The sequence below is a fragment of the Bacillus cereus group sp. BfR-BA-01492 genome (assembly GCF_022662815.1).
In the GTDB taxonomy this organism is placed as follows: domain Bacteria; phylum Bacillota; class Bacilli; order Bacillales; family Bacillaceae_G; genus Bacillus_A; species Bacillus_A cereus_BD.
The window spans coordinates 430,306-443,877 of the sequence record NZ_JAKUEH010000001.1 but is presented as its reverse complement, the minus strand read 5'-3'; the positions used below and the strand labels follow the sequence as shown (position 1 = coordinate 443,877).

Below are 13,572 nucleotides of genomic sequence, written 5' to 3'. Positions count from 1 at the left end.
TGGAAAGACAAAGAAAAGAATAAAAAAACTCTAACATGTTTTATCATGTTAGAGTCTTTTTATTATGAAGCAACTTCTTCTGTCTGTTCAGTTTGGTTATAAGTATGATGATCTAACTCACCAAGCCATTTACTAGAAATAAGACCTGCTGCCATAGATCCGCTTACGTTCAGAGCTGTACGGCCCATATCAATTAATGGTTCCACAGAGATAACAAGAGCGACAATACCGATTGGTAAGTTCATTGTAGACAGTACGATTAATGCTGCAAATGTTGCTCCGCCACCTACGCCAGCAACGCCGAATGAGCTAATTGCAACAACAGCGATTAACGTTAAAATAAATTGTGGCTGTAATGGATCGATTCCAACAGTTGGAGCGACCATCATAGCAAGCATTGCTGGGTAAATACCAGCACAACCGTTTTGACCGATTGATACCCCAAATGAAGCAGCAAAGTTTGCAATTCCTTCTGAAACACCAAGTTTTTCTTTTTGTGCTTCAATATTTAATGGCATTGCACCAGCACTAGAGCGAGAAGTGAATGCGAACGTTAATACTGGAAATACCTTTTTTACATATTGAATTGGATTTAAACCAGATAGTCCAATTAATAATAAATGAATGATAAACATAACAATAAGAGCTACATAAGATGCTAAAACAAAGTTACCAAGTTTTAAAATTGCATTTACATCGCTACCTGCTACTGTTTTTGTCATAAGAGCTAACACGCCGTATGGTGTAAGGCGTAAAATTAATGTTACGATGCGCATAACGATCGCATATACAGCATCAAGCATTTTTTTGAATACATCTGCTTGCTCTGGATATTTACGTTTTACGCCAAGATAAGCAATGCCGATGAAAGCAGCGAAAATGACAACAGAAATTGTTGAAGTTGGACGTGCGCCTGTTAAATCAAGAAACGGATTTGTAGGTAGTAGTTCCAACAATTTTTGTGGAACTGGTGTTTTTTCGATAGAAGTAAATTTCTCTTCTACCGCTTTTAAACGAGCAGTTTCTGCATCGCCCTGTTGTAAACCAGTTGCCTGTACGTCGAATCCCGCGCTTGCAGCGATACCGACAGCGGCTGCAATTCCCGTTGTAAGGATTAAAATACCGATAATCAGTCCACTAATTTTACCAAGATTATTTGTTAACTTTAATTTCGTAAATGCTGAAATAATAGAAACTAAAATAAGTGGCATAACAATCATTTGTAGCAGTTTCACATAACCGCTACCAATTAAACTAAACCAGTTGTTTGATTCAATGATAACTTTAGAAGTAGGATCGTAAATAAATTGTAAAATAAGACCAAATGTAATTCCGACTCCTAAAGCAGTAAATACACGTTTATTAAAAGATACATGCTTACGTTGCATATAGTATAATACGCTAACTAAGATGAGCATGACGGCAATATTAATTCCGATTAGCAGTGTATTCAAGTTGATTCCCCCTTCATTCCATCTGTTATATAAATATATTTCAAGAAATCCTATAAGTCAACTAGGTGATTGTGGAAAATAAAAAAAGATGGCAAGTTGCCATCTTTCTAATGTCCAGTTCCAGGAATAAATAAAAATGTTGTATAGTATGTAAATCCGATGAAGAAGACTGTTAAATATGCTCCGAATACGTATATATACATACGCTCTGTTAATTTTAAATAACTTAAAAGTACAAAAAATCCTGTTTGTCCTAAAAATAGTAGTGCTGTAGCGTACATATCCCCTAAGTAAAACATTACTGAGAAAATTCCAGTCCAAAAGCCAAGAACGCGAAACATGCGCTCCATGCAATCTCCCTCCTTTTCTAAAAAAAGTAATCCCCTTCTTATTATAGTTTATTTTTCTTACTATTGTAAATATTTGCGAAAAAAAGAAAAGAAGTCACATAAAATTGACTTCTTTTTGACACATTTTGTTTAACGTAATATTAAAGATTCACTGTGTAGTTACAAGATTTACAACCATCTAGTAAATTATCATGGCGCTGCAACTCCATATGAGGGAATAGAACTTCAAAAACCCCTTTCATCATATCTCCATGCATATTACAAACTTCATTTGGATGATGAACCGCAATTTCTTTAAACGGACAATTATACACATTATAGAAAACTTTTGTACCATCTGTACTTAATTCAAATGAAGGAGACAAGCCAGCGGTTGATAATGCTTCTTTTGCAATTTGTACTTTATGTTCTAATGTTAAAGAATCTTCATGAACATTCAAACGATGCAGATGTTGTTCCATAATTTCTTTACCTAACTGTTTACCGGTTTCGTATAGCGCTTTCTTTCCAGGTTCACCAAGGCTAAGGAGAGCATTCAAGGAAATGTTTGCTAATAATTGATAGTCTCGAAATGGGAACTGAAGTTGAATTACATCTTCAGATAATATATATAGTCGACTTGGTCTTCCGCCTTTTCCTGTTTTTTTTGTTTCCGATTTCAACATATTTACATCTTCTAATTTTGATAAGTGCAGACGTGCTACGTTCGGATGAATATTAAACTCCTCGGCAATTTCTTGTACCGTTACATAACTATGCTTTTGTGAAATATATTTATAAATGTAATAACGAGTTGGATCAGATAATACACCTGTAATTTTTAAAGCTTGTTCCATTAGGATCTCCACCTTTTTAACTTTATCCAAGATATTAACATTATAATACAGATAATATTGCCTATAGGTAAATTTAGTCAACAATTCAGAAATTGTTCATAATTTCACAAATGTGTTTTAGCTTTTTAGTATAGAGAAAATAAGAATTTTGTTATTTTTCTTTTTGGTGTATGCGTGATATATACATAGTGAGGAGGGAGTCTAATGAATGATATTGAACACTTTGCCAATAAGATTATGAGAGAAGCTTGTGCAGTACAGGCATCTGATTTACACATTGTACCCAATCAGGAGAATGTAATGATTCAATTGCGCATTGGACAGGACTTAATGACGAAACATTATATTGAAAAGCAGTTTGGAGAGAGACTCATTTCGCATTTCAAGTTTTTAGCTTCTATGGATATTGGAGAAAGGCGTAAACCACAAAATGGCTCACTTTATTTACAAATTGATGGTCAAGAAGTACATTTACGATTATCTACACTTCCTACAGTATATTTGGAAAGCCTCGTTATTCGTTTGCATTTGCAAGCGTCTATCCAACCATTATCACACCTCTCTTTATTCCCGAGCTCAGCGAAGAAACTTCTCTCTTTTCTACATCACTCACATGGATTGCTCGTATTTACAGGGCCAACTGGTCAAGTTCTACAAATACAACCGTTATTGATAGAACTCGACCTCAGTAATAATCACTTTTTGCTTCCCTTTTCCAGTCTTGCTTTTGTCTGGTCTGATCGGTTGTTGTTCTTTGATAGTGTAGCGAATAGTTCGTATGAACTTCGATATGAATTCTTTCTGTTTTTCTGATTCTAGATCATTAAAGGTTTGATGGAACATGTACACAATTTCTTTTAAATATGTTTCATCTATTTTTATAGGATCTTCGCAACTCTCTAATTTTTGTTTGCATTCATCATAAGTTTCACGAGTTTCAACCATTAATTTTTCAAATTCATCGTCACTCATTAAATCTGATGCCCAAGCTTTTTGATACTTTTCTCGTTTGCGTGCGATTTGTTGTAGTTGACTTTCCAACATTTCACGCTCGCTTTTTTTAGGAATAACTTCATCTTCTACAGTCTGAAATTCCACAGTTGACATATATTCATTTAGTGCTTTAAGAAATCTAGCTTCACCAATAGCAAGGTTATATTTGTTTTGCTTAATACAAGGTTGGCATCTATACAGAACCCCACAATACTCTGTTCCGTCTTTTCGTTTTTTGATAAATCGATTAACTGATAAGGTTTGATCGCATACAGGGCAACGCAATACACCTTGAAATATATAAGTGCCTTTTACATCCCTTCGATGGTGTATAGACCTATCCGCTAGTATCTGTTGTAATCGATTAAAACGTTCTTTGCTAATGATACCTTCATGTGTGTTTTCAGCGATTTTATCGTTCCATCTTGTCGCACCATATAGCGCCGGATTTCTTAATAATCGCAACACACCATTCGGGCTCCAATTTCTGTCATTGTTTGTTAAATTAAGATAGTTAACAATTCGATTTACAGACCACCCATTTTCTACTCTTTCAACCATGTCTAATAAAATGGCTGATTTTTCGTTTTTAACGAGTTTTTCATCATCTGACAAATCGAACCCATAAGGAATAGCACCAACACGTTCACCTTCAACCAATACTTTATGTTCTAAATTTAGTTTGATACGTTCCGACATATTCTCGGTTTCCCACTGCGCCAATAAAGATACAATACCCATCGACATACGACCGTTCGCTGTTGTTGTATCGTACGTTTCAGTCGCTGATTTAAAAGCGCATCCATGTTTTTGCAAGAAATTCAGCAATTTATGTAGATCGATAACAGAACGAGTCAATCTATCCAAACGATACACCAACAATATATTTATTTTGCCTTTTTCGATATGTTCCATTAACAACTTAAGTTTAGGGCGATTGGTATTCTTACCAGAAATACCTTCTTCTATATAAAAACGATAGTCATCCCACCCTTGTATTTCGCAATAAGAAGCGAGCTTTTTTTTCTGTGATTCAATAGAATGTCCTTCGGAAGCTTGTTCTTGTGTACTTACACGAATATAAATTCCTACAGCCATAGTTTATTCCTCCTTAAATAAAACGCTCCATTTGTTTAGGGATTCCATAATACTGTAATAATTCTTGCTTTGTTTGAATGTAGTAATCGTGATGACTTCCATCGATAAGAAATTTTGTTGCGAAATAATTCGCTTCAGCTTCTATACGAATTTCAGAGCAAAGAGATATCAAAGATAATTTAGGGGTATTTTCATCCGGATGAAAGATAGCGTGACCTAATTCATGAAAACAAGTGAAAACTTGATTCTGATAAGAAAGTCGTTCATTAATATGTACAAAAGGGATACGAGATACTTTATGATAGTACCCAAAAATATCCCCCAAGTCTTCGGTGATAACAACAATTCCTTTTTCTTCAGCAATGAGGAACGGATCTCTGGTATTGTATCGTCTAAGTAGTTCGTCTATTTTTGAATCGATTTGATGTTTTGAAACCAATTAGATCCTCTCCAATCAATCTTCGTTACGGTACTTTTTAGGTGTAAATTTCTTTTTAGCCATTTCTTTTCCTAATCTAAGCGAGTTTTCTAAAGATACGATAAGTAGGCGTTTTGTTTCCTCTGACATCGGCTCAGATCCTTTAGAGAACGCAAGAGCATCAGCATTGCTCATATCTTCTATTAATTCTTCTAATTTCTTTTGGATGTCCTTTTCATCTTTTTCGGTAAGTTCCCAGTATTTCTTTTTTGTTCTTCCTAATAAGTAATCAGTTGAAACATCGAAGTAGTCAGCTACTTTTTGTACACGTTCAACAGAAGGAGTTCTTTTTTTCCATTGATAGATAGTGTTTTGTCCAAAACCTAATTCTTCTTCTAATTTAGATACAGATATACCTTTGTTTTGACAAAGTTGCTTAATAATTTCTGTAATTCCCATATAAATCAACCTTCCAAGCCCGCACGAAAATATTTATTCAATAAGTTAGTTAAAAGGTGTTGACAACTAACGTATTGAATAATATACTTTGTACATAAGCTAGTTATTTAGCTTTCGAAACACTACAAATCAAAGCCGATATGCCACGTTCCCCAACGTTAAAAGGCTATTAATGTAGGTTTATTTAGCTATGCCTTTATTTTATTCAATAAGTTAGTTAAAGTCAATAGAAAGCTAAAAAATTAGCTAAAAAATAGAAGGAGTTATCAACATGGATAAAACATTCGGTAAAAAAGTGAAAATGTGGCTATTTGTAAATGGCATGAAACAAGCGGAATTAGCCAAAATGCTAAACATCTCAGGTCCGTATCTATCAGATATTCTGTTAGGTAAGCGAGACGGCAAGAAAGTGAAAGAAAAAATTAATCGAATTTTAGAAAGTGAGGAAATTGCACAATGACAGATCAATTAACAGTAGCGAATGAACTACATATTTTAGGTAAACAACATGTCGCAGGATATGAATTCACTGGAATCGAGGGTGGTTTTGGTGAAGGTAAAAAAGCAATGTTAGTGAAAGAAATTGCTGAAATTCACGAGAAAGAAGTCAAACATATCAATCTACGAATTAACGAAAACCGTTCACGATTTAAAGATGGTATCGATATTGTTGATTTAAAGGGAACGATATTTGAGGTCGGTTTAACGGACCACAATATTTTAAGCAAAATGATGGTTTCTAAATCGAATAACATATACCTCTTATCTGAACGAGGATACGCAAAACTATTAAAAATCCTCGAAGATGATACAGCGTGGGAGTTATACGATCAATTTGTAGACGGATATTTCAATATGAGAGAACAACAAATCCCTACTGACCCGTTCAAACAAATTGAGCTTATTGCAGCAGGAACAAGTAATTTAAATAAACGCGTGACAAACTTAGAGCAAGTTATCGAGGAACAATTAACCATCGATTACGGTCAACAACGAGTGCTTGAAAAGGCAAAAGGAAGACGTATCTATTTCTTATGGAACAACGGTCATATTGATAAAGAAGTTCATAACACTACACGTAAGTTATTTGGTTTGCTAGGTAAAAACTTAAAAGACGCATTCGATGTGAATAGTTATCGAGACATTTTAAAGAAAGATTTCGAGGAAGCTATGAAGTTTATCGAAGGCTGGAGACCGATGGTTTAGAAGGAGAAGAAAAATGGGAGGCAACAACATGCAAGAACAAAATTATCTAGTAATCAATAAAACTACATTCGCAACGTCTGTTTACGAATGCGAAACACAAGAAGAAGTGAAAGAAATCGTATCTCAACTAATCGAAAAAGGGGTACATCCAGCGTCTATTCGCGTTACGAAAGAAATACCAGTTGATATTACAGTCAAGGTGGATGTGGAATTTCAAGTATAAGCAACAAACGATTTGAAGGAGGAAGAATATGAAGGAGATCGTAGTCAAACCACCGCAAATTCCAGAAAGAACGAAGCGTGAAATGTCGCTTTGGTTCCAAAGAAACTGTCCAGAGTTCTTTGCTAGAAAATGCGAGGAGATACGGAAAAGAAAGGAGGTTGAGGAAAAGTGATGTACTTAAATATCAACTATCAGAATGCAACATTCGCTGATTATGCTAGATTACTTCGTATGCTTCATTTTGCAAACAATGAGGATAAATGCCGCATTAAGGTAAGAATGTATATCTTGGACAAGATCATCAAAAAGGGTGAGAAGGTTGGCTAAAACAGAAGAAATGTTGCTCGTTGAGAAAATGAATCAAGCTGTAAACAATCAGTGGAAAGCGATGCTAAACAACGATCGACAGGGTTTTAAATATTTTGCGAAAGAGCATTTATATCTAAGTAAGAAGTTAGAGGTACTCAAATTAGAGAAAGAATTAACGGAAGATTTAAATAACTATCTTAACGAAAAAAAGACCCCTGTTGCAGCAGGAGTCAAACGAAAATAAAAAAAGTCGAAGTCAGTATATCACATAACAGGAGGATTGGCTACATGAGTAAACCGTATGACGTAATTGCAAGAACAACTGATTTAACTCGTGAAGAGTGGTTAGAGATACGTCGTCAAGGCATTGGTGGTAGTGATTTAGCAGCGGTATTAAATCTCAGTGATTGGAATTCGCCGATGTCACTATATTTAGATAAAATCGGTGAATTAAAAGAAAAACCACAATCAGAGTATGCGTATTGGGGTAATGTCCTTGAGGATATTGTGGCCCGTGAATTTACGAAACGTACAGGTTTGAAGGTGCGACGCAAAAACGAAATGTTACGTAGCAAAAAGTATCCATTTATGATGGCCAATATTGATAGAGAATTAATCGGGCGAAAAGAGGGGCTAGAATGCAAGACTACTAGCGAATATAAACGGGGTGAATGGAAAGGTGATAATATTCCGACTCAATACATCCTACAATGTCAACATTATATGGCTGTTACAGGATATAAAAGATGGCATATCGCTGTATTAATCGGCGGTAATAAATTCGAATTCAAAACAATTGAACGTGATGAAGACATTATAAAAATGGCTATCAAAAAGTGCGATGTATTTTGGAATAACTTTGTAGCTAAACGTATCCCCCCAGCAGTCGATGGCTTAAAACCAACCACCGATAGTTTGAAAGAAATTTACGAAAAATCTATTGAAGGCGACCATATTATATTACCTTCACATTCTCTTACTTATGCTGAAGATTTCGAGACAGCAGGTGAACAACTTAAATATTGGAAAGAGCGGCAAGATAAAGCTAAAAACGATCTGATTAATATTTTGAAATGCAGTGAAAAAGGTGTACATGAACGTTTTGAGGTTACATACAAAACAAACGCTCGTGGATCAAGAACATTCAAATTAAAAATGAAAGAGGTAGCGAAATGAAATCACGTCGTAAAAAGCAGTTAGCACGTTTACAAAAGAAACAGGAAATCACATTACAGTAGGCTTGGGATAGAGTTTGTGAGGAGTTGGATAATCATTCTAAAGTATGTTGGTTTGTACAAAAACATGTAGATGGTAATTTTGATGCTGGTTGGAACTTAAATGACGCTTCTGAACATGTATTAGTAAAACAATTTGGAGGTAAAAACTAATGGCGACTAACGAAACTTTAAAACAACAAATGGCAGCACAACAAACAACAGGAGTATCAACTGAAACGAATCTTAATAAGCAATTGAAACTTATGTTTAAAGATAGCTTTAAAACTATCGAATCGGTATTACCGAAACATATGACACCAGAGCGATTAATTCGAGTTGGCCTTAATGCAACTACACGTAACCCAGCGTTATTAGAATGTGCACCAGAAACAATCGTTGGTGCAGTTGTGAACTGTGGTTCATTAGGATTGGAACCGAACTTATTAGGTCATGCATACATCGTTCCTTTCTATAACAACAAAACAAAACGTAAAGAAGCACAATTCCAATTAGGTTATAAAGGCATCATGGAACTTGTAAGACGCAGCGGCGAGGTCAAAGCAATCTATGCTCATGAAGTTTATGAAGGTGATGAATTCGAATATGAGTATGGATTAGAAAAGAATATCGTCCACAAGCCATGTGGCGAAGAAGACCAAAATAAAATCACTCATTTTTACGCAGTATATAAGCTGAAGGATGGTTCTTATGACTTCGTTGTCATGAGTCGTAAACAAGTAGAAGGCCATCGTGATAGATTCACGAAATCGCAAAAGAATGGCGCGGTGTTTGGCCCTTGGAAAGATCACTTTGTTGAAATGGCAAAGAAAACAGTCATTATTAAACTCCTAAAAACAGCACCATTATCTATTGAACGAGAAGAATCGCGACAAGTAATCGAAGCGGCTAATCAAGACAATGGGATTATGAAAGTGAAAGAAAATAACACAGGTGTAGAAGCTGATGCAGGATTCATTGATGTTGAATATGCTGAGGTGTCAGAGGAATGAAAACGATAATTCGTGATGGCTCTATACCATTAGCATTAAACAAGAGTTCGCGCACTCGGTATTTACGTGATAGAAGGTTATCAGAATTAATCAAGCGTTGCCGTCGTTTAGAGAAAGAGGGTTTTGATTACCTCTTTCCTATTCGAAAGGTACTGGAAACAGTGAGACATGAAAAGGACGAAAATCCACACTTGTTCAAAGGATGTTTCGTCTTAGATCGTGACCGTGGTTTTTATTATGAAGTGGTTATGAAGAAGGTGAGATGAATGGGTATATACAGGGTTGTTAAAGATAGAAATTATACCACTATTAATAATACAGGTTTAAAAGATGAACAGTTGTCTTGGAAGGCAAAAGGCATTCTAGCTTATATCCTCTCTCTTCCTGATGATTGGGTGTTTTATAGAGAAGAGTTAGCTACACATGCGAAAGATGGTTTAGATAGTTTGAGAGCTGGGATGAATGAGTTGAAAGAGCATGGATATCTTCATAGGTTCCCTGTTAGAGACGATAAAAACAAAATAATCAAATGGGAAACTGTTATATATGAGATACCACAAAAAGAGCCAGTGGTGGAAAAGCCATTGGTGGAAAAGCCACCAGTGGAAAACCCACCGGTGGAAAATCCCAAGCTACTAAATACTAAAGAACCAAATACTAAAGAACTAAATACTGATGTTAATAAATATATAGTCGAGATAGTAACCTATCTCAACGATGTTTGCTCTTCTTCTTATCGTTCAACTACTAAAAAGACGCAGTCTCTTATTAAAGCTAGATTGAGTGAAAAGTTTACTGTAGATGATTTTAAAAAAGTTATCGATGTAAAACATGCTGAATGGACTGGAACACCACAAGCTAAATATTTGAGACCAGAAACGTTGTTTGGGACTAAATTTGAAAGTTATTTACAGCAATGGGAGTTGTGGAAGAATGGAAAAACTCGGGGATATAATGTCGGGTCTTATGGAAAGAGCGCAGATCATGTACCAGAAGAAGTTGGAAGAGGAATCAAACCAGCCGATAACCGAGGATTCGCAAAAACAATCGGTTGAGTGTAAGAAGTGCGGTGATAGGGGCTACATATTCGAAAAGCAACCGTCTGAGTTTTTGAATGGAAAATATGTGGATGTTGCGATTGAATGTGAATGCTTAGAACGAAAGAGCCTTATAGCTAGATTTAAAAACGCTATGATTCCGTCTGAGTTCGAAAATGCACGGTTTGATAATTATGTAAGGGAAACAGCAGTTCAGCAAACCTTGTACAATGCGATGATTGAATATTTAAAAATCTTTAATGAGATACGTGACTCGAAGATAAATAGTATTGGCTTTGTCGCCGAGGTAGGTGAAACGAAATTAAAAGCTTTGCCTCCAGGTGAGCGTAACAAAATGAGACAAGCCAATAACTCATACGGTTTAGGTAAAACTCATTTACAGGTAGCGGCAGCGAAATACGCATTGAATCATTTTAAAGTCACAGACAAGCATACAGGGCGTCCTCGTGGAGTCCGAGTGTTATGTGTCCAAGATGTAAATATCATGGCTGAAATCCAAAGTGCGGCGTTTTTAAACGACAATAAAAAGCGTTTGAATGAAATACTTCATGATTTATGCACATGTGACATTCTCATTTGGGATGACATTGCGAAATCAAAGTACAGCGAATTTAAAGAAGATATGTACTACAAGATTATTAATGAACGATATTTGCACAATCTACCAATCTGGTACACCAGCAATGAGGATTTGGATACGCTGGAGGACAAAATCGGATTCGCGGCCGCTGATCGGTTGTTTGGAATGAGTAAGGATTATTTGTATCAAGTGAAAGGTGCAAGTTATAGAACGACATGAGGTGAATAAAATGTCTATCACTGTAATGCGTCCAGGCGTCCATATAACGAGCGTAAGTAGTTGGGGAATGGTATTTGTATCGTCTCCTTCTCAAAACGCTCATACACGAGAGGAATACGCTAAAACGACAGGGGAATGGATCGAGGAACAGTTAAAGAAACATGAACAACAAATTATCGATATAGATAAACAAAAGGAAGTGCTTCATGATGAAAAAACAATTACAAGCATTAGTTAGTAATCTACGAACAGAAGCGATGTTGAAACGTGGTACAGCCATAAAGCTATTAGATCAAGGCGATGAGTGTGAATACGAACGCTTAGATGTAGAGCAACAGGTTATGGACGGTATCGCGGATAAAATAGAACAAATTTTGGAGGGTGAATAAAATGAGTAAATTTCAAAAAGGCGACAGAGTTTATTTTATGAGTTACGGCAAGAAAAGAGTTGGTACATTCGACCATCAAGATGATTGGAAAGGTTGGTGCTTATTTGACGGGAACGATGTGTTAACTTTTGCACCGATTGGAGATTTGCGTTTACTAGAGGAGGAAACTATGAAAACATACACAGGTTTTGAAGCTATTGAACGGATGAAAACACATTGGATTACAACTCAAGAAAAGGGTTGTGCTTGGAAAATTAAAGAGAATGAGATTTGGATGAGAGCAGGCGATAACGAAGGGGTAGTTAATGAGTCGATTAATTTCTTTTTCAAAAATGAGTTTATTGACTATGCGGAACCTTTGAAGTTGGAAGAGGGTGAAATGTACGTATTTGAATCGCGTGATAATGAGAAATGGTATGCAGTGCATAAAGAAGTAGATGGCAATCAATATTGGCCGAGCTTGGCTGTTATAGTAGCGAAAAATTTCGTGTTCGATGGAGACGGATATTTTACTAAGCATGATGGTACATTCCGCAAGCCAACAGATGAAGAATTAGAAGAGTTTGAACGCTTCATGGTATTTCACAAGAAAGGTCGTGAAATGGACGAGTTCGAGTTAGGAGACATTGTTGAACGTGAGGACGCTTTATATATAGTGGTTGTTCAAACAGAAGATAATAAGTTCGAACACGTTATCGGTTGTGTGGAAATCAATGATGATGACGCCCCAGTCAAGTATTTTCCAGCTAGCGATGTAGAGTTACGCTTCTGTGTGGAGGATGCAGCAGGATGAGCGATACGAAGTGGATTGTGCTAGTTTGGGTGATTACTATTGCGGCATGGTGGTTCGAATGAAGAAAGAAGATTTCGCGGTCGTAGCGATAGCGTGGTTTCTTATCACGCTCGCTATGTATCTTTTGAAATTTGTATTAGGAGTGGATCTATGATGATTAAATTACACGAAATTACAGAAGTAGAGAAGAAACAAACTTTCGATATTACGGAACTATTCGAAATGCAGAAGGAACTAGACAAGCGCATTGGATATAAGGGGAACGATAAGGCAGATATGCTATTTCGAGCGTTATTAGTTGAAATCGGGGAAGCATGGAATGAAACAAGAGCATTCAAAATGTGGAGTGTAGAATTCGGAACACCAAAGCAAGGTCTTCTTGAAGAATTGATAGATGGGTTTCACTTCCTTATGAATATTGTTATTGAGTTAGACCGGTATACATTGAAACGTAGAATTGTGCCGCACTTTTGTTATCAACACATTATGAAAAATAATGTATCGAATGTCAATTTATTGTTCGAATGGTACATACAAGATACATTGGCTGCTAAAAAATCCTGGTGTTATTACAAAAATCTTAATGTAGCAATGACCCGTTTGAGCAGAGCGTTCGGCATTTTCTTCCGTCTTTGCTACTTATATGGATATAAATACGAAGATATTGTGCGTGCTTATAAAGAGAAAAACAAAGAAAACTTTGTGCGTCAAGCGAGTGGGTATTGAGATGTATCTATTTGTAGTTACATATGAGATCCCGCCAATGATAGGTGAGCTAAATGTAGATATCAATGCAAAAGATGAACATGAAGCATTATATCTTGTTAGAAACTTTTTGCCGCGTGCTGCAGTAGTACACGGTGCTCAACCAAAGAAAGTTTAACTGAGAGCAGAAAGTGGTGGATGTGACAATGAGTGATACGAAGTGGATTGCGCTAGTTTGGGTGATTACTATTGCAG

At 36.1% G+C, this 13,572-nt stretch carries 22 protein-coding genes and 1 pseudogene; 17 read left to right on the top strand and 6 right to left on the bottom strand.

Annotated elements, in window-relative coordinates; genetic code table 11:
* Positions 1-62: 62 nt before the first annotated feature.
* From MR063_RS02545 to MR063_RS02535, 3 genes are all read right to left on the bottom strand, one after another.
* On the bottom strand, positions 63-1,418 hold the full coding sequence (locus tag MR063_RS02545; RefSeq protein WP_277926628.1) for an L-cystine transporter: 1,356 nt from the start codon (positions 1,416-1,418) through the stop codon (positions 63-65).
* A gap of 143 nt (positions 1,419-1,561) precedes the next feature.
* Positions 1,562-1,804, bottom strand: a complete 243-nt coding sequence (locus MR063_RS02540; RefSeq protein ID WP_012095433.1) for a DUF2626 domain-containing protein — start codon at positions 1,802-1,804, stop codon at positions 1,562-1,564.
* 140 nt (positions 1,805-1,944) lie between these two features.
* Positions 1,945-2,640 (bottom strand): helix-turn-helix transcriptional regulator, encoded by a 696-nt coding sequence (locus tag MR063_RS02535; RefSeq protein WP_242145284.1) that lies wholly within the window; start codon positions 2,638-2,640, stop codon positions 1,945-1,947.
* Between the two features lie 204 nt (positions 2,641-2,844).
* Between MR063_RS02535 and MR063_RS02530 the strand changes: the two are divergent.
* Positions 2,845-3,285 (top strand): annotated as a pseudogene (locus tag MR063_RS02530) (ATPase, T2SS/T4P/T4SS family); the annotation flags it as partial.
* Between the two features lie 21 nt (positions 3,286-3,306).
* Here MR063_RS02530 and MR063_RS02525 read toward each other — a convergent pair.
* From MR063_RS02525 to MR063_RS02515, 3 genes are read right to left on the bottom strand one after another with little or no spacing between them, the layout of a single operon-like run.
* The gene (locus MR063_RS02525; protein ID WP_242193161.1) at positions 3,307-4,731 is read right to left on the bottom strand and encodes a recombinase family protein; all 1,425 of its coding nucleotides are present in this window, start codon (positions 4,729-4,731) and stop codon (positions 3,307-3,309) included.
* Positions 4,732-4,744: 13 nt separating this feature from the next.
* Complete coding sequence (locus MR063_RS02520) at positions 4,745-5,170, bottom strand: ImmA/IrrE family metallo-endopeptidase (protein ID WP_242145283.1); 426 nt, start codon at positions 5,168-5,170, stop codon at positions 4,745-4,747.
* A 15-nt stretch (positions 5,171-5,185) separates the two neighbouring features.
* Positions 5,186-5,608 carry a helix-turn-helix domain-containing protein gene (locus tag MR063_RS02515; RefSeq protein ID WP_242145282.1) on the bottom strand — a complete coding sequence of 141 codons (423 nt, stop codon included), beginning with the start codon at positions 5,606-5,608 and terminating at the stop codon, positions 5,186-5,188.
* Between the two features lie 271 nt (positions 5,609-5,879).
* Between MR063_RS02515 and MR063_RS02510 the strand changes: the two genes are divergently transcribed.
* From MR063_RS02510 to MR063_RS02440, 16 genes are all read left to right on the top strand, one after another.
* Complete coding sequence (locus MR063_RS02510) at positions 5,880-6,068, top strand: helix-turn-helix domain-containing protein (RefSeq protein WP_100064857.1); 189 nt, start codon at positions 5,880-5,882, stop codon at positions 6,066-6,068.
* Positions 6,065-6,814, top strand: coding sequence for an ORF6N domain-containing protein (locus MR063_RS02505; RefSeq protein ID WP_242136664.1), 750 nt, complete (start codon positions 6,065-6,067; stop codon positions 6,812-6,814). Before MR063_RS02510 ends, MR063_RS02505 begins: the two co-directional genes overlap by 4 nt.
* Positions 6,815-6,842: 28 nt before the next feature.
* Entirely contained in the window at positions 6,843-7,037 is a 195-nt protein-coding gene (locus MR063_RS02500) for a hypothetical protein (protein WP_210351774.1), read from the top strand.
* A 28-nt stretch (positions 7,038-7,065) separates the two neighbouring features.
* Positions 7,066-7,209 carry a hypothetical protein gene (locus MR063_RS02495; protein WP_157671227.1) on the top strand — a complete coding sequence of 48 codons (144 nt, stop codon included), beginning with the start codon at positions 7,066-7,068 and terminating at the stop codon, positions 7,207-7,209.
* A gap of 147 nt (positions 7,210-7,356) precedes the next feature.
* Positions 7,357-7,590: a hypothetical protein gene (locus tag MR063_RS02490; protein ID WP_094396558.1), complete on the top strand. Its 234-nt coding sequence runs from the start codon at positions 7,357-7,359 to the stop codon at positions 7,588-7,590.
* 44 nt (positions 7,591-7,634) lie between these two features.
* Entirely contained in the window at positions 7,635-8,522 is an 888-nt protein-coding gene (locus tag MR063_RS02485; protein ID WP_094396557.1) for a YqaJ viral recombinase family nuclease, read from the top strand.
* 86 nt (positions 8,523-8,608) lie between these two features.
* Positions 8,609-8,734 carry a hypothetical protein gene (locus tag MR063_RS21740; protein WP_269149240.1) on the top strand — a complete coding sequence of 42 codons (126 nt, stop codon included), beginning with the start codon at positions 8,609-8,611 and terminating at the stop codon, positions 8,732-8,734.
* Positions 8,734-9,573: a recombinase RecT gene (locus tag MR063_RS02480; protein WP_094396556.1), complete on the top strand. Its 840-nt coding sequence runs from the start codon at positions 8,734-8,736 to the stop codon at positions 9,571-9,573. The genes MR063_RS21740 and MR063_RS02480 overlap by 1 nt, the downstream gene beginning before the upstream one ends.
* Positions 9,570-9,839, top strand: a complete 270-nt coding sequence (locus MR063_RS02475) for a hypothetical protein (protein ID WP_210351773.1) — start codon at positions 9,570-9,572, stop codon at positions 9,837-9,839. Before MR063_RS02480 ends, MR063_RS02475 begins: the two co-directional genes overlap by 4 nt.
* Complete coding sequence (locus tag MR063_RS02470; protein ID WP_242145937.1) at positions 9,840-10,628, top strand: conserved phage C-terminal domain-containing protein; 789 nt, start codon at positions 9,840-9,842, stop codon at positions 10,626-10,628. It begins immediately after the preceding gene.
* Positions 10,528-11,430, top strand: coding sequence for an ATP-binding protein (locus tag MR063_RS02465; protein WP_313928212.1), 903 nt, complete (start codon positions 10,528-10,530; stop codon positions 11,428-11,430). The genes MR063_RS02470 and MR063_RS02465 overlap by 101 nt, the downstream gene beginning before the upstream one ends.
* A 10-nt stretch (positions 11,431-11,440) precedes the next feature.
* Positions 11,441-11,668: a hypothetical protein gene (locus MR063_RS02460; protein ID WP_048723903.1), complete on the top strand. Its 228-nt coding sequence runs from the start codon at positions 11,441-11,443 to the stop codon at positions 11,666-11,668.
* Positions 11,640-11,819, top strand: a complete 180-nt coding sequence (locus MR063_RS02455; protein ID WP_048723904.1) for a hypothetical protein — start codon at positions 11,640-11,642, stop codon at positions 11,817-11,819. The genes MR063_RS02460 and MR063_RS02455 overlap by 29 nt, the downstream gene beginning before the upstream one ends.
* Position 11,820: 1 nt before the next feature.
* Positions 11,821-12,612, top strand: a complete 792-nt coding sequence (locus tag MR063_RS02450; protein WP_094398390.1) for a hypothetical protein — start codon at positions 11,821-11,823, stop codon at positions 12,610-12,612.
* A gap of 153 nt (positions 12,613-12,765) precedes the next feature.
* Positions 12,766-13,338 (top strand): dUTP diphosphatase, encoded by a 573-nt coding sequence (locus MR063_RS02445; RefSeq protein WP_242193160.1) that lies wholly within the window; start codon positions 12,766-12,768, stop codon positions 13,336-13,338.
* A 1-nt stretch (position 13,339) separates the two neighbouring features.
* Positions 13,340-13,495 (top strand): hypothetical protein, encoded by a 156-nt coding sequence (locus MR063_RS02440; protein ID WP_176371966.1) that lies wholly within the window; start codon positions 13,340-13,342, stop codon positions 13,493-13,495.
* Positions 13,496-13,572: the final 77 nt, after the last annotated feature.